Source organism: Sinorhizobium kostiense (genome assembly GCF_017874595.1).
Classification (GTDB): Bacteria; Pseudomonadota; Alphaproteobacteria; order Rhizobiales; family Rhizobiaceae; genus Sinorhizobium; species Sinorhizobium kostiense.
Genome location: NZ_JAGILA010000007.1, coordinates 223,755 through 239,085, shown reverse-complemented (window position 1 = coordinate 239,085; position 15,331 = coordinate 223,755). Strand labels below are relative to the sequence as shown.

At 62.5% G+C, this 15,331-nt stretch carries 14 protein-coding genes; 7 read left to right on the top strand and 7 right to left on the bottom strand.

The window, feature by feature from the left end:
* The first annotated feature begins 30 nt into the window (after positions 1 to 30).
* The 5 genes from J2Z31_RS22730 to J2Z31_RS22710 all read left to right on the top strand — a co-directional run bounded on the left by J2Z31_RS22730 (position 31) and on the right by J2Z31_RS22710 (position 6,692).
* The gene (locus tag J2Z31_RS22730; protein ID WP_209604881.1) at positions 31 to 1,797 is read left to right on the top strand and encodes a PQQ-dependent methanol/ethanol family dehydrogenase; all 1,767 of its coding nucleotides are present in this window, start codon (positions 31 to 33) and stop codon (positions 1,795 to 1,797) included.
* Between the two features lie 114 nt (positions 1,798 to 1,911).
* A complete protein-coding gene (locus J2Z31_RS22725) occupies positions 1,912 to 2,586 on the top strand; it encodes a response regulator transcription factor (protein ID WP_328243625.1) in 675 nt (224 codons plus the stop codon).
* A gap of 83 nt (positions 2,587 to 2,669) precedes the next feature.
* Positions 2,670 to 3,848, top strand: a complete 1,179-nt coding sequence (locus tag J2Z31_RS22720; RefSeq protein ID WP_209604870.1) for an FIST N-terminal domain-containing protein — start codon at positions 2,670 to 2,672, stop codon at positions 3,846 to 3,848.
* Positions 3,848 to 6,052: a hybrid sensor histidine kinase/response regulator gene (locus J2Z31_RS22715; RefSeq protein ID WP_209604868.1), complete on the top strand. Its 2,205-nt coding sequence runs from the start codon at positions 3,848 to 3,850 to the stop codon at positions 6,050 to 6,052. The genes J2Z31_RS22720 and J2Z31_RS22715 overlap by 1 nt, the downstream gene beginning before the upstream one ends.
* Before the next feature lie 205 nt (positions 6,053 to 6,257).
* Positions 6,258 to 6,692 (top strand): pseudoazurin, encoded by a 435-nt coding sequence (locus J2Z31_RS22710; protein ID WP_209604866.1) that lies wholly within the window; start codon positions 6,258 to 6,260, stop codon positions 6,690 to 6,692.
* 177 nt (positions 6,693 to 6,869) lie between these two features.
* On the opposite strand, the gene J2Z31_RS22705 is transcribed toward J2Z31_RS22710, so the two are convergent.
* The 5 genes from J2Z31_RS22705 to J2Z31_RS22685 form a co-directional block, all read right to left on the bottom strand.
* The gene (locus J2Z31_RS22705; RefSeq protein WP_209604864.1) at positions 6,870 to 7,775 is read right to left on the bottom strand and encodes an ABC transporter permease; all 906 of its coding nucleotides are present in this window, start codon (positions 7,773 to 7,775) and stop codon (positions 6,870 to 6,872) included.
* The gene (locus tag J2Z31_RS22700) at positions 7,772 to 8,488 is read right to left on the bottom strand and encodes an ABC transporter ATP-binding protein (RefSeq protein WP_209604862.1); all 717 of its coding nucleotides are present in this window, start codon (positions 8,486 to 8,488) and stop codon (positions 7,772 to 7,774) included. The genes J2Z31_RS22705 and J2Z31_RS22700 overlap by 4 nt, the downstream gene beginning before the upstream one ends.
* 62 nt (positions 8,489 to 8,550) lie before the next feature.
* The gene (locus tag J2Z31_RS22695) at positions 8,551 to 8,946 is read right to left on the bottom strand and encodes a hypothetical protein (RefSeq protein ID WP_234939594.1); all 396 of its coding nucleotides are present in this window, start codon (positions 8,944 to 8,946) and stop codon (positions 8,551 to 8,553) included.
* Between the two features lie 28 nt (positions 8,947 to 8,974).
* Positions 8,975 to 9,940, bottom strand: a complete 966-nt coding sequence (locus tag J2Z31_RS22690; RefSeq protein ID WP_209604860.1) for a YVTN family beta-propeller repeat protein — start codon at positions 9,938 to 9,940, stop codon at positions 8,975 to 8,977.
* A gap of 1 nt (position 9,941) precedes the next feature.
* Complete coding sequence (locus J2Z31_RS22685) at positions 9,942 to 11,129, bottom strand: ABC transporter substrate-binding protein (protein WP_209604858.1); 1,188 nt, start codon at positions 11,127 to 11,129, stop codon at positions 9,942 to 9,944.
* Positions 11,130 to 11,282: 153 nt separating this feature from the next.
* On the opposite strand from J2Z31_RS22685, the gene pedF reads away from it, so the two are divergent.
* Both pedF and J2Z31_RS22675 read left to right on the top strand, forming a co-directional pair.
* Entirely contained in the window at positions 11,283 to 11,969 is a 687-nt protein-coding gene (gene pedF / locus J2Z31_RS22680; protein WP_209604857.1) for a cytochrome c-550 PedF, read from the top strand.
* Between the two features lie 3 nt (positions 11,970 to 11,972).
* Entirely contained in the window at positions 11,973 to 12,875 is a 903-nt protein-coding gene (locus J2Z31_RS22675; protein ID WP_209604856.1) for a substrate-binding periplasmic protein, read from the top strand.
* 115 nt (positions 12,876 to 12,990) lie between these two features.
* Here the strand turns inward: J2Z31_RS22675 and J2Z31_RS22670 are convergent, their stop codons facing one another.
* Together J2Z31_RS22670 and J2Z31_RS22665 are read right to left on the bottom strand one after the other, a co-directional pair.
* Positions 12,991 to 14,286: a hemolysin family protein gene (locus J2Z31_RS22670; protein ID WP_209604855.1), complete on the bottom strand. Its 1,296-nt coding sequence runs from the start codon at positions 14,284 to 14,286 to the stop codon at positions 12,991 to 12,993.
* A gap of 104 nt (positions 14,287 to 14,390) precedes the next feature.
* Positions 14,391 to 15,137: a FadR/GntR family transcriptional regulator gene (locus tag J2Z31_RS22665; protein ID WP_209604853.1), complete on the bottom strand. Its 747-nt coding sequence runs from the start codon at positions 15,135 to 15,137 to the stop codon at positions 14,391 to 14,393.
* Between the last annotated feature and the right edge of the window lie 194 nt (positions 15,138 to 15,331).

The following is a 15,331-nucleotide window of genomic DNA, read 5'->3' as shown; positions in this document are numbered from 1 at the left end:
CGCGACGCGTTGCGAGGGAAGGAGAACGATATGAACAGATTGATGCTGACCGCCATGACGGTTCTGTCACTGGCAGGACTTGCCCAGGCGGAGGTGACGGAGGAAGACCTTGCCAAGGATGCCACCACGGTCGGCGACGTCCTGACGAACGGCATGGGAAGGGGGTTGCAGCGCTTCTCCCCGCTCGAAACGCTCAACAAGACCAACGTCAAGAGCCTCGTGCCTGCCTGGGCGTTCAGCCTCGGTGGCGAGAAGCAGCGGGGACAGGAGAGCCAGCCGATCGTCTATGACGGGGTCATGTATATCACCGCCTCCTACAGCCGCCTCTTCGCCATCGATATCAAGACAGGCAAGGAGCTCTGGCAGTTCGACGCGCGCCTGCCCGAGGGCATTCTACCCTGTTGCGACGTGATCAACCGGGGTGCGGCGATCTATGGTGACAACATCTATTTCGGAACTCTTGATGCTCGTCTCGTCGCACTCAATCGCAAATCCGGCGATGTCGTCTGGAACAAGAAGATCGCCAACTACAAGGAGGGTTATAGCTATACAGCCGCGCCGTTGATTGTGAACGGCCTCGTCATCACCGGCAATTCCGGCGGCGAGTTCGGCATTGTCGGCGAAGTCCAGGCCCGCGACGCCAAGACCGGGGAACTCGTGTGGACCCGTCCGGTGATCGAAGGGCATATGGGCACCTACAAAGGCAAGGAAAGCTCCATGACGGGAACGCTGAATGCGACCTGGCCGGGCGATCTCTGGAAGACAGGCGGCGGCGCCACCTGGCTTGGCGGCTCCTACGACGCCGATACCGATACGCTGGTCTTCGGAACAGGCAACCCTGCCCCGTGGAACAGCCATCTGCGCAACGCCGGCAAGCCGGTAGAAGGCAACAAGGGCGACAATCTCTATGCCGCGAGCCGCCTTGGCCTCGACCCGAAGAATGGCGAGATCAAGTGGCACTTTCAGACGACGCCGAGGGAGGGCTGGGATTTCGACGGGGTCAACGAGGTCGTGCCGTTCATCGACAAGGACGGCACGAAGCGCTTCGCTACGGCCGACCGGAACGGCTTCTTCTATGTCCTCAACCGCGAAGACGGAAAGTTCGTGGCCGCCTATCCTTTCGTCAAGAATATCACCTGGGCGAAGGGAATCGATAAGGACGGTCGACCGATCTATGTGGAAGAGAACCGTCCGGGCGATCCTTCCGCGGCGGCGGACGGCGGCAAGGGTCAGCAGGTCTTCTCCGTGCCGTCCTTCCTCGGCGGCAAGAACTGGATGCCGATGGCCTATAGCCAGAAGACCGAGCTTTTCTACGTGCCCTCGAACGAATGGGGCATGGACATCTGGAATGAGCCGATCTCCTACAAGAAGGGCGCGGCCTATCTCGGCGCCGGCTTCACCATCAAGCCGCTGTTTCAGGACTATATCGGCTCGCTGAAGGCGATCGACCCGAACAGCGGCGAGGTCAAGTGGGAATACAAGAATGGCGCACCCTTGTGGGGCGGGGTGATGGCGACGGCCGGCGGCCTTGTCTTCGTCGGAACGCCCGAGGGGGACTTCAAGGCGCTCGACGACGAGACCGGCGAGGAGCTCTGGTCGTTCCAGACCGGCTCAGGCGTCGTCGGCCAGCCCATCACATGGGAACAGGATGGCGAGCAATATGTGTCGGTGATCTCCGGTTGGGGCGGCGCCGTTCCGCTGTGGGGCGGCGAGGTCGCCAAGAAGGTCAACTATCTCAACCAGGGTGGTATGGTGTGGACCTTCCGTTTGCCAAAACAACTGGCTTTGGCACAATAGGGAATAAGGGGCCGGGCTATAGCGCCCGGCCATTTCTCGCGACGAAGGCAATGCGGAGCGCTCTCGATGATCATCATCCGCAATTCTTTCCAGGCACCCCGTGCGACCTTGCCGGTGCAGCCGGTGCTCACTCCCGTCGAGCTGCGATCGGCATTGATCGTAGACGACCATCCCCTGTTCTGCGAAGCGCTGGCGATGACGCTCACGGGCCTCGTCGGCATCGAATCGATCGATTCCGTCGGCACTCTGGATGCCGCCCTGGCGCGGCTGGATGAGGAAAACCCGCCGGATGTCGTGGTGCTGGACCTCAACCTGCCCGACGTGAACGGACTGGACGGCGTCGTGCGGCTGCGACAGGCGGCACCAAAAATTCCGATCGTCGTGGTCTCGTCCCTGGACGAGTTGAAGGTTATCCGCACCTTGCTCAAGGCCGGGATTAACGGTTTCGTGCCGAAGCATGCGGTCCGTGACGAATTCCGCGCCGCGTTTGCAGCAATCGCGCGCGGTGAAATCTATGCCCCGCAGATGGCGCTGGAGCCGGGCAGCCCTTCCCTGTCGGACGCGGCCGTCGCCCGGCTGGCACTGCTGACGCGTCAGCAGGCAAAGATCCTGCAGCTCGTCAGTGCCGGCCTGATGAACAAGCAAATCGCCTACGAACTCTCCATCGCCGAGACGACGGTGAAGGCGCATGTCACCGCGATCATGCGCAAACTGGGCGTCCAGACGCGGATGCGGGCTGTACTGTTCGCGCAGGAGGCACGCTTTTCGGCCCTGACGCCGGAGGAATGACGGCTTCGGTCTGCCGACCTCGGAGTTCAGAATAAGCGCTGGATTCCGGACCGAACTTACTGTAGTCGCGGGAGGACCAGGCAATGAGGACACTCGGTGGAAGCCCCACCGCACGCGAGGCGATCGTCCCGCGTGCCAGCATTGCAGCAAGCGACCGGAATGCGGTGGAAGCTCTGGCCCGGCAACTGGGCGCAGGGCCCTTTTCCCTGCTCATGCTTTTCGTTTCGCCGCAGGCCGATCTGGAGCGGCTGCCGGAAGAGGCAAGGCGAATTTTCGGCGACCTCCCGATCATCGGTTGCACCACCGCCGGCGAGATTTCAGAGGCAGGCTATGGCGACGACACGATCGTCGCGCTCGCCTTGCCGGCAGAGTATTTCCGCGTCGACACCCTGACGATCCCGGACCTGACGCGGCTTGACCCTCCCGCTCTTGCCTCCGCCCTCACTCGAACGCGCATGGCCATGGCCGAGCACTATCCCGAGCTCGCGCACGAGTTTGCCATCCTGCTGGTGGATGGGCTGTCGCAGAAGGAGGACGAACTGACCTCGGCACTTGCGACGGGCATGGGCGCAACGCCGATGCTGGGTGGCTCGGCCGGTGACGGGACGCGCTTCACCCGGACCTTCGTCCTCGACGGCGAGCGGCTGTCGCAGAATGCCGCGGTTCTGGCGCTGGTACGCACGGAGTGCCCGGTCCGCGTCTTCAATTTCGATCACCTCGTCCCGACCGAACGACGCATGGTGGTCACCGAGGCCGATCCCCGACGCCGCGTCGTCCGTAAGATCAACGCTGAACCCGCTGCACGGGAATATGCGCGCCTCGTCGGCATTGATCCCGAGCAGCTTAGCACCTTCACGTTCGCCGCCCATCCCGTTGCCGTCCGCATGGGAACGCGGCACCACGTGCGCGCCATCCGCCAGGTGATGGAAAACGGGGACCTTGTTTTCTTTTCGGCGATCGACGAGGGCGTGGTGCTGACGATCACCGAGCCGGGGGACATGCTCGGCCAACTCAACCGCGAGCTCACGCGCCTGTCCCTGCCCGAGCGCCCGACGGCGATCCTTGCCTTTGACTGCATCCTGCGCCGGTTGGAGGCCGAGGAAAAACAGAGCGTGGGCCGCGTTTCGGAACTCTTGCGCCGTCACGGCGTCATCGGCTTCTCCACCTATGGCGAACAATTCGGCCCGATGCACGTGAACCAGACGATGACCGGCGTCGCCATCTATCCGCCGGGCACCCTGCTACCCGAAAAGGTACCGTAATGGCCCGCATTTCCGACTGGCTGATCGACCTCGAGGACAACCCCGAGCGCAATACCGAGAAGCTTCTGACCATTGCCGAAGTGCTGATGCGCCAGGTTGAGCAGGCATCTGGCGAACGCGGGATCGCCTACGAGCAGTTCCAGCGCGCCGCCCAATTGGAAGAGCGGGTACGGCAACGTACGTCCGATCTCGAAGCGACGCTGAAGGTGCTGAACGAGACAAATGCGCGGCTGGCGGAGGCCAACCGCGCGACCGAGCGCGCCCGCCGCAATCTCGCCGACGCCATCGAGGCTGTGGAAGAGGGATTCGCGTTCTTCGATTCCGGTGAAATGCTTGTCATGTATAACTCCCGTTTCTGTTGCGACCTTCAGGACGTGCGCGCCATCCTTCATCCCGGCCTGCCGTTTGCGGATTACGTCGAGGCCTGCAGCCGATCACGCTTTCTCGGCCTGCCAAAGGACGAGACGCCGGCGGACTGGGTGGCGGCGCGGATGCAGCGGCACCGGGCGCGCAGCGTATTCCACGTGGCGCTCGTCGGTGATCGCTGGCTGCAGGTGAGCGAACAGCCCACCTCCGACGGCGGCACTGTCGTTCTCCAGACCGATGTGACCGAAATCATTCGTATGGAGCGGACCGAACGCGGCAGGATGCTGGATGACCAGGCCCGCCTGATCCGCGCGACGCTCGAGCATATCAACCAGGGGATCTGCATCTTCGATGCGGCGGGACGGCTGGTCGGCTGGAACGAGCGGCTTCGCCTGCTGCTCGATATCCCGGTCACCGTCCTGCGCACGGGCACTGGCTTCGATACACTGCAGCGCTGGATCCATCGCGACGGCGAATTGATCGGCTCCATCTCTCCCGCGGAACTCTCCTCCTGGGCGATCCAGACGGCGCCGCGGGCGCCTCTGTTCCTGGAGATCCGCCGCGCCTCGGGCGTGGTCCTCGTCGTCTTCGCGGAGGAAACGCCGGACCACGGCTTCGTGATGTCCTTCAGCGACGTGACGCGCGAACGCTTGGCAATCCAGGCGATGCAGCGTGCCAACGCCTCGCTGGAAGCGCGGGTGGCAGCGCGCACGGAAGACCTGCGCACCGCTCTCGCCGAGGCGGAGCGCGCCAATTCCACGCGCGCCCGTTTCGTCGCAGCCGCCAGTCACGATCTCCTGCAACCGCTTTCCGCCGCCAAGCTCTTCGTTGCCGCGGCCCGTGACGAGACGGTGGACGATCACGCCGGCGGGACGCTGGACAAGGCCCACAAGGCACTCACAAGCGTCGAGGCGATCCTCGGCGCCCTGCTCGATATCTCGAGGCTGGACGAGGCGGTCGTCGAAATCTCACCCGTGCGACTTGCACCGCTGATCGCGCAGCTCACCGACGAGTTTACGCCGATGGCCGAGCGCAAGGGCCTGAAACTCGCCGTTCTGCCCTGCACGCTGACGGTCTACAGCGATCCGGCCTATTTGAGGCGCATCCTGCAAAACCTTATCGGCAATGCGATCCGTTACACACGCTCTGGCCGCGTGCTCGTGGGGCCGCGGCGCACAGCTGGCGGCGTGCGCATAGAGGTGCACGATACCGGCCCGGGAATTCCCGCCGAAGAGCAGCGGGCGATCTTCCGCGAGTTCCACAGATTGAACGCCACGGCATCCGCCTCCGAGGGCCTGGGACTTGGCCTGGCGATCGTCGAGCGCGCCTGCGCGCTGCTCAATCATCGACTTACTTTGCACTCGGAGCCGGGACGCGGCACGTGTTTTGCAATCGAGCTGGAGCAAGCTCCTGCACATCCTGCCGGGAGCTACCGCAGTGGCGACGCCGTGGAGGACGGATCGTCGGGCGGCGACGGCGATCGAATCGCACTTCTCGTCGAGAACGACGAAGAACTGCGGCATGCAATAAGCCTGCTTCTGGAGCGGCGCGGCATCACTGTTCTCGAGGTGGCAAGCGGCGAGGAAGCGTTGGAACTGGTCGAGGAAATGGGCATCGTCCCGGACCTGTATCTGGTCGACCAGCAACTCGGCGACGGACTGACGGGTCTCGAAACCCTGATGGCTCTGAACACGCGTCACGGCGACCGGCCGGCAAGGATCATCACTGCCGACCGCGCCCCGAGCGTGCGCGAGGCCTGTGCCGCGGCCGAGGTCGAAATCATCTACAAGCCCATCGACCCTGAGGTGCTCGAGGCCTTCGTCGCACGAACAGTATGAGAAAACGTGAGCGGAATTCGATCAGTCTTCTCGTTCTACCGGCACCAAGGTCGCATTGTATCGTCCTGCCCTTCGATGTTTGCTCCTGTTACAGCACCGCGCGTCCCTCGGGACGCACAGAAGACGCTGTAAGTCTTTGAATCTATGCATCGTGCTTTCCGAAAATCGGGGCCGATTTTCGGGGGTCAAACCGCAGGAGAGATGAATGCTGAGAAGAACTGGTATCATGGCAGCGGTCGTGCTCGTTGCCGGCGCGGCGTTCGCTGGGGAACACGAAGTGAAAATGCTGAACAAGGGAGAGAGCGGGGCCATGGTTTTCGAACCGGCCTTCGTGAAAGCCGAGCCCGGCGACACGATCCGCTTCCTGCCCGTGGACAAGGGCCACAATGTCGAGTCGATCAAAGGCATGCTGCCCGACGGGGTGGACAAGTTCAAGAGCAAGATCAACGAGGAATACGTGATGACCGTCACCCTGCCTGGCCTCTACGGCGTCAAATGCTCGCCGCACTTCTCGATGGGCATGGTGGCATTGATCCAGGTGGGCGACGTGCCGGCCAATGTCGAAGCCGTGAACGCAGTAAAGCTGCCGAAGAAGGCCGATGAACGGTTGAAGGCGGCGCTTGCCGGCGCGAACCCTTGAGAATCGACGACCGTAACGCATGGGCGCCGCGCTTCCAATCGGACGGCCGGTGCCCATGTTTTCGCCGCTTTGGACGACATCAGGTGACGCCGCGCGACGCGTATGGGGCAACGACATCCATAAGCAAGGCGCGTCGCACGGGTTCAATCTCACGCGCATTGTCTACTTGATCGCGATCTAGATTTTCCGCGCAGCAAGGCCTCGCGCGGGATCATAGCCCCAGATCGCACCTGCCCCGAAAACCGCAAGCGCGACAATCGTCACTGTGAGGGCGAGCGGCTCCAATTGCGCGTGGAGGGCGAAGCGGATGAGTTCCACCGCATGCGTGAACGGATTGACGGCGCAGACGTCGCGCAGGAGCGGCCAGGCTTCCGCCATCTTCCACAGCGGATAGAGCGCGGAGGAGAGAAAGAAGACCGGAAAGATGACGAAGTTCATCACGCCGGCGAAGTTTTCCAACTGCCGGATGAAGGACGAAAGAACAAGTCCGAGCGCGCCCACCATCAGCGCAGCGAGCGTGATGGCAGGAAGAGCGGCAAGGTAGCCGCCGGGCGGAAAGCGGATGCCCCAGGCCGCCGCCACGGCAAGAAAGACGTAGGCCTGCAGCACCGAAACGAGGCTGCCGGCGACGAGTTTGCATGTCAGCAGCCACCAACGCGGCAATGGCGCAGTCAGCAACAGGCGCATCGAACCCATCTCGCGGTCGTAGACCAGGCTTAGCGAGGACTGCATGCCGTTGAACAGAAGGATCATGCCGACGAGGCCGGGGGTGATATAGATCTCGTAGGTGATATAAGTCTGGTAAGGCGGTGTGATCGCAAGGCCGAGTGCCGCGCGAAAACCGGCGGCGAAAACGAACAGCCATACGAGCGGACGCACGAGTGCCGCGAAAAGACGGCCCTGCTGGCCGAGAAGGCGCAACGCTTCGCGCTGCAGAATGGCGCTGAGGGCGACGACGGCGCGATTGGGAAAGGCGCACGCGGCTTTCCAGTCCACATCTCCATCCAAACCGTCGGGATCGGCGACGTATCGGACCTCCGGCTCTTGCGGTGTGAAAAGATGCCGATCCGGGGTGATGTTCATGGCGCAGCTCCCGTCATGGCGATGAATCGCCCGGTGAGATCGGCGCCGCCGATCTCGCCGGCTTTCCCGTCGGCAAGCACACGGCCGCAATGCAGGATGACGAGACGGTCGGGCGGCCGGATCTCGTCCACGAGATGGGTGGCCCAAAGCACGGTCAGGCCGTCCTCGGCGGCGAGACGATGCACGTGGTCGACGATGGCGGCGCGAGCGGCGCCGTCGAGGCCGACCGTAGGCTCATCGAGGAGCAGGATGGCCGGGCGGTGTACGAGGGCGCGGGCAATCTCCATTCGCCGCCGATGGCCGCCATTGAGCGCGCCAGCCCTTTCGCCGGCACGTTCCGCCATTCCAAGCCGATCGAGCGCTGCCATCACCCGGATCTCGGCCCGCCGGCCAGAGAGGCCGTGGAGCGCAGCGAAATAAAGGAGATTGCGCCGGACCGTGAGGCCGAGGTCGATCGTCGGCTGCTGGAAGACGACGCCGATGCGTTGAAGTGCCGCCTGCGGGTTTCGAGCAAGATCGTGACCGGCAATGACAATGCCGCCCGCCAGCGGAGTGAACAGCCGGGTCAAGAGACCGAAAAGAGTCGACTTGCCGGCGCCATTCGGACCGAGCAGCGCGCAAAACTGACCGCGCGCAACGGAAAAACTCACCTCTTCAAGAGCCCGCCTAGCACCCCAGGCATGCGTGACAGCCTCGACGTTCAATCCGCCCACGCTCGCCTCCTATTCGATGGTAACCGCCAGTCTCTGCAGATCGCCGCTGGTACCCGACACCTTCACTTCGTAGCTGCCCGGCCGATAGCGACAAAGCTGATCTCCGCTTCGCCCGCCTCATCGAATTCCAGCGAGTCGACGCCGAGCGGCCGGATCTCGATGCCTTCGATGACAATTTCGTTCACCCAGATCGCCCGAAAGAAGCCCGCCCCCTCGAGCGCCAGTTCCTGGCTGCCGTCGGCCTCTATCTTCAGCGTGTAGTAGGTGCCGGACTTCAGCCGCATCGGGGCGGAGGCGAGCGGCGCGCCGGCAGAAAGCGTGAGCTTCGGCAGGTCCTTGTGGTTGGGCGCGGAGAGAAGCCCGGCAAGCCCCATCTCGGCAACCTCGTTCTCGTCGTCGGCCGAGACCGCGCCGGTTGAAAGGACCAGCATCGCGACGGACAGGATTATGGGCCTCATTCGCGTTCTCCCCACTGTTAGAGCCCCTTCAAGGCCGGGCCGCCGCACCCCACGGGAAGCGTCCGACCTTGATCGATTTCATCGGCTCCCGCGTCGCCACATCGATCACGGTGACATCGCCGGAGACGCCATTGGTGGTGAAAAGCTGCTGATGGTCGGGCGAAAAAGCCATGTGCCAGACACGGCGACCGACCAGAATGTAGTCCTCGACCTCGAAAGTCTTCATGTCGACAACGGCGACATGGTTGGCCGGACCCAGTGCGATGAAGGCCGTCCTGCCATCGGGTGTGAAGTCGAAACCGACGGGCTGGATCAGGTCGGCGTTGACGCCGGTGATGGCGAACCGGATCTTACCCTTCTCGGACCGGGTGGCGACGTCGAAAACCGTCACCGTGCCGCCGATTTCGGAGGACACCCAGAGTTCCGCGCCGTCCTTCGTGAACTTTGCATGGCGTGGCCGGCTGTCTACGAGCGTATTGGCGACAATCTTCATCGTCGCCGTGTCGATCCAGTGGGCCATATTGGTCGTCTCGGACGTCGTCACGACGATCTTGCCATCAGACGACACAGCCATCCCTTCCGGCTCGATGCCGACATTGATCTGCGCTACGACCTCCCGCGTATCGACGTCGACGACGGTCGTGACGGCATCGTCCTCATTGGCGATCCAAAGATGCCTGTCGTCGGGTGCGAGCACGAATTGTTCCGGATCCTCCCCGGAGGGCAATTCGTGAAGGATTTCGCCCGTCGCAGGGTCCATCACTTCCACGGCGTCGCTGTCGGATGCACAGATATAGATGCGAGAATGGTCGGAATTGAAGGTGATGCCGCGCGGGCGCTCTCCGGTCGCAATCGTGCGGACGACTTCGAGCGTTGCGGTGTCGATGACCGAGATGTCGTCGTCCTTTTCGTTGGTGATCCAGATTTCGCCGGCGGTCGCAGGCAGCGAAGGTCCGGCAAGGAGTGCAAGCAGAAGTGATAGGGTCCTCTTCATCTCAGCCCCCGAATGCCTTGCAGGCGCTTTCCGCGCGATCGAGCCCGAGCGTGTCCATGTCGTTCTCCGGATGGAGATAGCCTTCCAGCGGCGCGAGCTCGACAAGAGCGCGCGCATTGACCACCGGCAATGGCTGGCGCAATTGCCCGTTCCAACCGCGATAGCCAAGCGATCGTCCCTTGAAGCCGTCGAGCGCAAAGGCATCCGACAGAATGTGGGCCCTGAGCTTCGCCGGATCGGCCGAATTGATCCGGGTCACCGCTTCGCCGATTGTGCGCAGGGCGGTCCAGGCGGCGTAATCACGCGACTGCATCTCGCGTTGCGCACGGGTTTCGAAGCGGTTTTGCAGCTGCACGGCGCCCCATTGCTCCAGGACGGGTGCCCATCCCTCCCCCCGCAAGCCGTCCGACCCGGCAACCGGCCGTGGCAGCCAAGTGTTGTCGGCGACAAAGCGGGAAAAGTCGTCCGCCTCGTCCGCGATCAGGAGCACGTCGTGGTCGGGAAGATCCTGGGTGAACAGCGGCACCTCCTTGCCGGCCGCCCGCCTGAGGTCGGTATCGAAGGTCCACGTCTTTTCAGCCAGGATTTCGACCCCGAACTTTGCCGCAGCAGCACGCAACGTCGTGGCGAAGGCCTCGTCCCGCGGCCTTGGACCGACGATCATGACGGTTCGTGTCCAACGCTTGGCTTTCAGCACCTGCATCAGCGCATCGGCGCGCATTGCATCCTCCGGAATAGTGTGGAGGACATTGGCGCGGCAATCGGTGTCGCGCAGGCGGCGCTCGCCGGAGGCGATGTTGAAAATCAGCGCGCCGCTCGCTTCGGGCAGATCGGCCACCGCCAAGATGCTTTCGCTCGGGGCATCGAGAAAGAGCACGGGAGTGGAGGCGAGCGCGTCTTTCGCGGCTGCGATGAGATCGCCTCCCGGCTCGACGGAAATCACCTTCAGCATGTAGCGGTGGCCGAGAAAGCTGCCGGTCGTCTCGGTATCGGCGAGGGCAAGTCTAGCACCTGCGACGCCGAGATCATCGGGAATCGGATCGAGATTGGAAAGCACCGGCGGCGCCTTCACCTCCTCACGCAGATAGGTCATCGCGACGGCGATCTCCGCCCGGGCCGGAGTGGCCGCGACGACAAGCGCAGTCAACAGGCATGCGGAAACGGTCCCACTGATGCGGATCTTCGGCATTGGACACTCCTCCCGCTATAGACCTTAGGGCGACGGCGGAGGGCAGTGGAATACGACCAAGGTACCGTGTCAGGTCGCGACCTAGGTCGTATTCCGCGGCGTCGGCGGCTGGCGTTAAAAATGCTGCAAGCGAGTTCATCCGAGGGAGGAGAGATGTCCAGGAACCGTATCCGCGCCGGAGTTGCGGCGCTTGCACTCTTTGCAACGGCTACAATCGTCGTCGCACATGGCGACGTATCACCCCAGCCGGTCAACACCGAAGCGCTGCCGGACATCGGTGAGGAATGGCTTACCGAAAACCCCTATCGTGAGGACAAGGTCGGACGCGATGTCTGGCTGAAGGCCATCGAGATTGGCGCGTCCGGTTTCACCCAGAACTGCGCCCGCTGTCACGGCCTCGGCGCCGTATCCGGCGGGCTTGCCCCCGACCTCAGGTTTCTAGAGGCGGAGGAATACGGCGACGAGTGGTTCGTCGAACGCTTCCGCCACGGCTATACCCAGGACGGCACGACCAAGATGCCGGCCTTCGGCGATGTTCTCGGCCAGAAGGCAGCCTGGGCGATCCGCACCTATGTCGAAACGCGCCCTGAGGACGGGGCGCTCGATGCCCATGCGGACCGGCTGAGCGAGGTGCGAAACGAACTGGCTTCCGCCAAGGTTTCCGACCCCAACGCACTGAAGGCCGAACTTGAGAAAATCGCTGCCGAAATGAAGACCGCTTCCGGTGCCCCGGTTGCCGACAGCGTCGCCTATGAGGCGGCGAGAATCCTGACCGACGCCCCGGAAAGCTGGAAGAAGGCCAGCGAAATTCTGGCAGTCGGGCTTTCTGCAACGGAGTGAGCAATGCACGCTCCCTGGGCGACCTCGCTTGCGGCATTGGCTTGCACAGTCCTGCCGGCCGTAGCCTTCGCACGATGCGAGGGCTACGTGCCGCAGCCGAGACCTCAGAATACCTTTGCGCAGGATGTCGGACGTTCTTTCGACCGTATACTCGAAGAGGGCTGGATCGAGTTCGCCGTCTACGAGGATTTCCCACCGTGGTCCTATCAGGAAAAGGGCGAACCACGCGGGATTGACGTCGACATCGGCCGATTGATCGCCGCAGAACTTGGGGTGGCGGCGCGTTTCCGCCTTGTCCCGGCGGGCGAGGCACTCGAAGCCGACTTGCTCAACTATGTCTGGAAGGGATCCGCGATCGGCGGCCATGTCAGCGACGTGATGCTGCATGTACCTTATGACAGCGAATATTCGTGCCGCATCGAGCAAGTGACCTTTACCGGCCAATACGCAACCGAGGCCATTGCGATTGCCTACGACAGGAAAGAGTATCCCGACAAGGGGCCGACGCCGGCCTTCTTCCGCTTCGACCCCGTTTCGGTGGAGAACGATTCCATCTCCGATTTCTATCTGACCTCGCTTCTTGGACCCATCGACAAGATCCGTCGCTATCGCAGCACGGCCCTAGCGATGGAGGGGCTTGCAGCCGGCGAAACGAAGGCCGCCATGGGACCGCGTGCACAGCTTCAAGCGGGTCTTACCGCACATATTGCGTCCGATCTGGTTGTGCACGAACCGCCGCTCGTCGGCTTCGCCCGTGGGAAATGGACCCTCGGAGTCGGCGTGAACTTCCAGCACAAGGATCTCGCTTATGCGATCGACGACGCGATAGCGAAGGCCCTGGACAACGGACAGATGGCCGCGATCTTCAACAACTGGGGCGTGACCCTCGAGCCGCCAGCGAGATAAAAGGGACCGAGAGGGGGACGCGCTGCTGTAGCACTTTGATTTGCTGCATGTCCTTGCCATAAACCAAGGTAAATTCAAGGAGACATGCGGTAGCGCCAATAGCGGCACAACCCGATCAGGCCGAATTGCTTTCCACACTCCGGCTGACGAGGATCTTGTCGATGCGGCGGCCGTCCATGTCGACCACCTCGAAGCGGTAGCCATAGGCCTCGGTACAATCGCCCTCTTCCGGGGTCTTGCGTAGCTCATGGACGAGAAAACCGGCTATGGTCTCGAAATCGCCGTCCGGATCGATGCCTTCGATGCCAATCTGCAGATGGATTTCGTCGATCGACGTCCGTCCGTCGACAAGATAGCTGCCATCGCCGCGCGACCGGATCGGCGCGTGCTGGATATCGTCGTAGTTCGACGGCATCACGCCGACGATCGCCTCCAGGATATCGGCGGTGGTGATGATGCCTTCCATGCTGCCGTACTCATCGACGATCATCGCCATGTCGATCGGCGATGTCTTGAATGCCTCGAGGGCTTTCAGGCAGGAGATGGTCTCGGGAAGGGTCAGTATCTCGCGGACATAGCTGCGGAAGTCGAAGGACGGCGCCAGGGGCGCGTTCAGTATCTCCTTCGCCAGGACCGCCCCGATCACGTCCCCTGACGAACCTTCGATCACGGGATAGCGCGAATGGCCGAAATCCCGGATTTTTCGTCCGATCGTATCCAGACTGTCGTTTACGTCGATGAAACTCACCTCGGTGCGGTGGGTCATGATCGATTTGACGCTGCGGTCGCCGAGCCGGATGATGCGGCGCAGCATCTCGTGCTCGCTCTTCTCGATAGCGCCGCTCTCCACCCCTTCGGCCATGATCGCCTGCACTTCCTCTTCGGTGACGCGGTCAACGTCGTCAGCTCTCATGCCCATCAGGCGCAAGGCGAGAGCAGCGGTGGTCTCGAACAGGTAGACGACCGGCGCCGCTATCCGCGAAAGCCAGGTCATCGATCCCGCGACGAATATCGCCAGGGATTCCGGATTGCGGAGCGCGAGTTGCTTTGGGATGAGCTCGCCTATGACGACGGAAAGGAAGGTGATCAGAGTGACGACGAGCGCCACGGCTACCGTATGGCCATACGGGTGGATCCATGGGACTTCGTTGAGCACCGGTGCGACCTTTGCCGCGATCGTCGCGCCGCCATAGGCGCCCGCCAGAATACCGACCAGCGTGATCCCGACCTGGACCGTCGACAGAAACTTGCCAGGCTCCTCCGCAAGCTTCAGCGCGTTTTCGGCTCTCCGATTGCCCTGCTTCACCATTTGGCGAAGCAATGGCTTGCTTGCCGAGACGATGGCCAATTCCGAAAGCGCAAAGAAGGCGTTGATGAGGAGGAGGAGAAAAATGACGAAAAGCTCGGACATGGTCCCGATCTACCGCTGATGGAAGCCGCCGCACTCGCAGGCGACTGCGTCTGCAGATAGGCCACGGTCCATAAAAGGGCAAGGGCAGGCGATGGAGGAGCGGGTCACGCCATCTCGCCCTTGGCGAAAGCCTCGTGAATGCGGTCGCGCCCGTACTTGATGACATATTCCATCGCCTGCCGGGCACCTGCCTCGTTCCGGTTCCGGATTTCCTCGACGATGCGGATGTGATTTCGGGCAACCTCGTCGATGCCGCCCTTCTCATCCGTGGGTGAACTCAGCCGGAAGACGCCGACAAGGGCAGCTTCGATCAGGCTGCCGACGGTCCGCAGGAATGGATTTCCGGATGCATCGAGAACGGAGAGATGGAATTTGAGATCGGCCACGGCGAGGGTTTCCGCGCTGTGATTAGCATCGCCCATGGCGACCGCAAGGCGCATCATCGTCACGATTTCCGCATCGGACGCGTTTCTCGCGGCCAGTGCCGCTGCGTGAGTCTCGAAAGCAAACCGCACTTCGCTGAGATGCTGCAGGAATTCCTCATTCACTCCGCAGGCAAAATGCCAGGTCAGGATATCCGCGTCGAAAAGGTTCCACTCTTTCGGGGGCGTGACACGGGTGCCGATCCTGGCGCGCGGGACGATCATGCCCTTGGCGGCGAGCGTCTTCATCGCCTCACGCAGGACCGTGCGCGACACTCGGAAACGTGCCGCCAGTTCAGGGTCGCCGGGCAATATGCTCCCAACCGGAAATTCGCCAGAAACGATTGCCTTGCCGAGTTGATCCACCACCTGCGCGTGACTTGTCCGCTTCGGGGCTCTGGTTAATACGGTCTCGAGCAAATCCTTCACCCCCTCCCCTCCAAGAATGCCGCGGACGTCGCGCCACGTCCGACCACGGCGCTCTTCAGAAGCTCCGCATATAACTCTAGATCGAATACACGATTCCTGAAAGCCTGAGTTATATCGGCGGCTATAGATTTTGACCGATCTGAGCGAACGAGGCGCCGCGTGGGAGGTGTGTCGCCCGCGATGAAGCCGTAGCA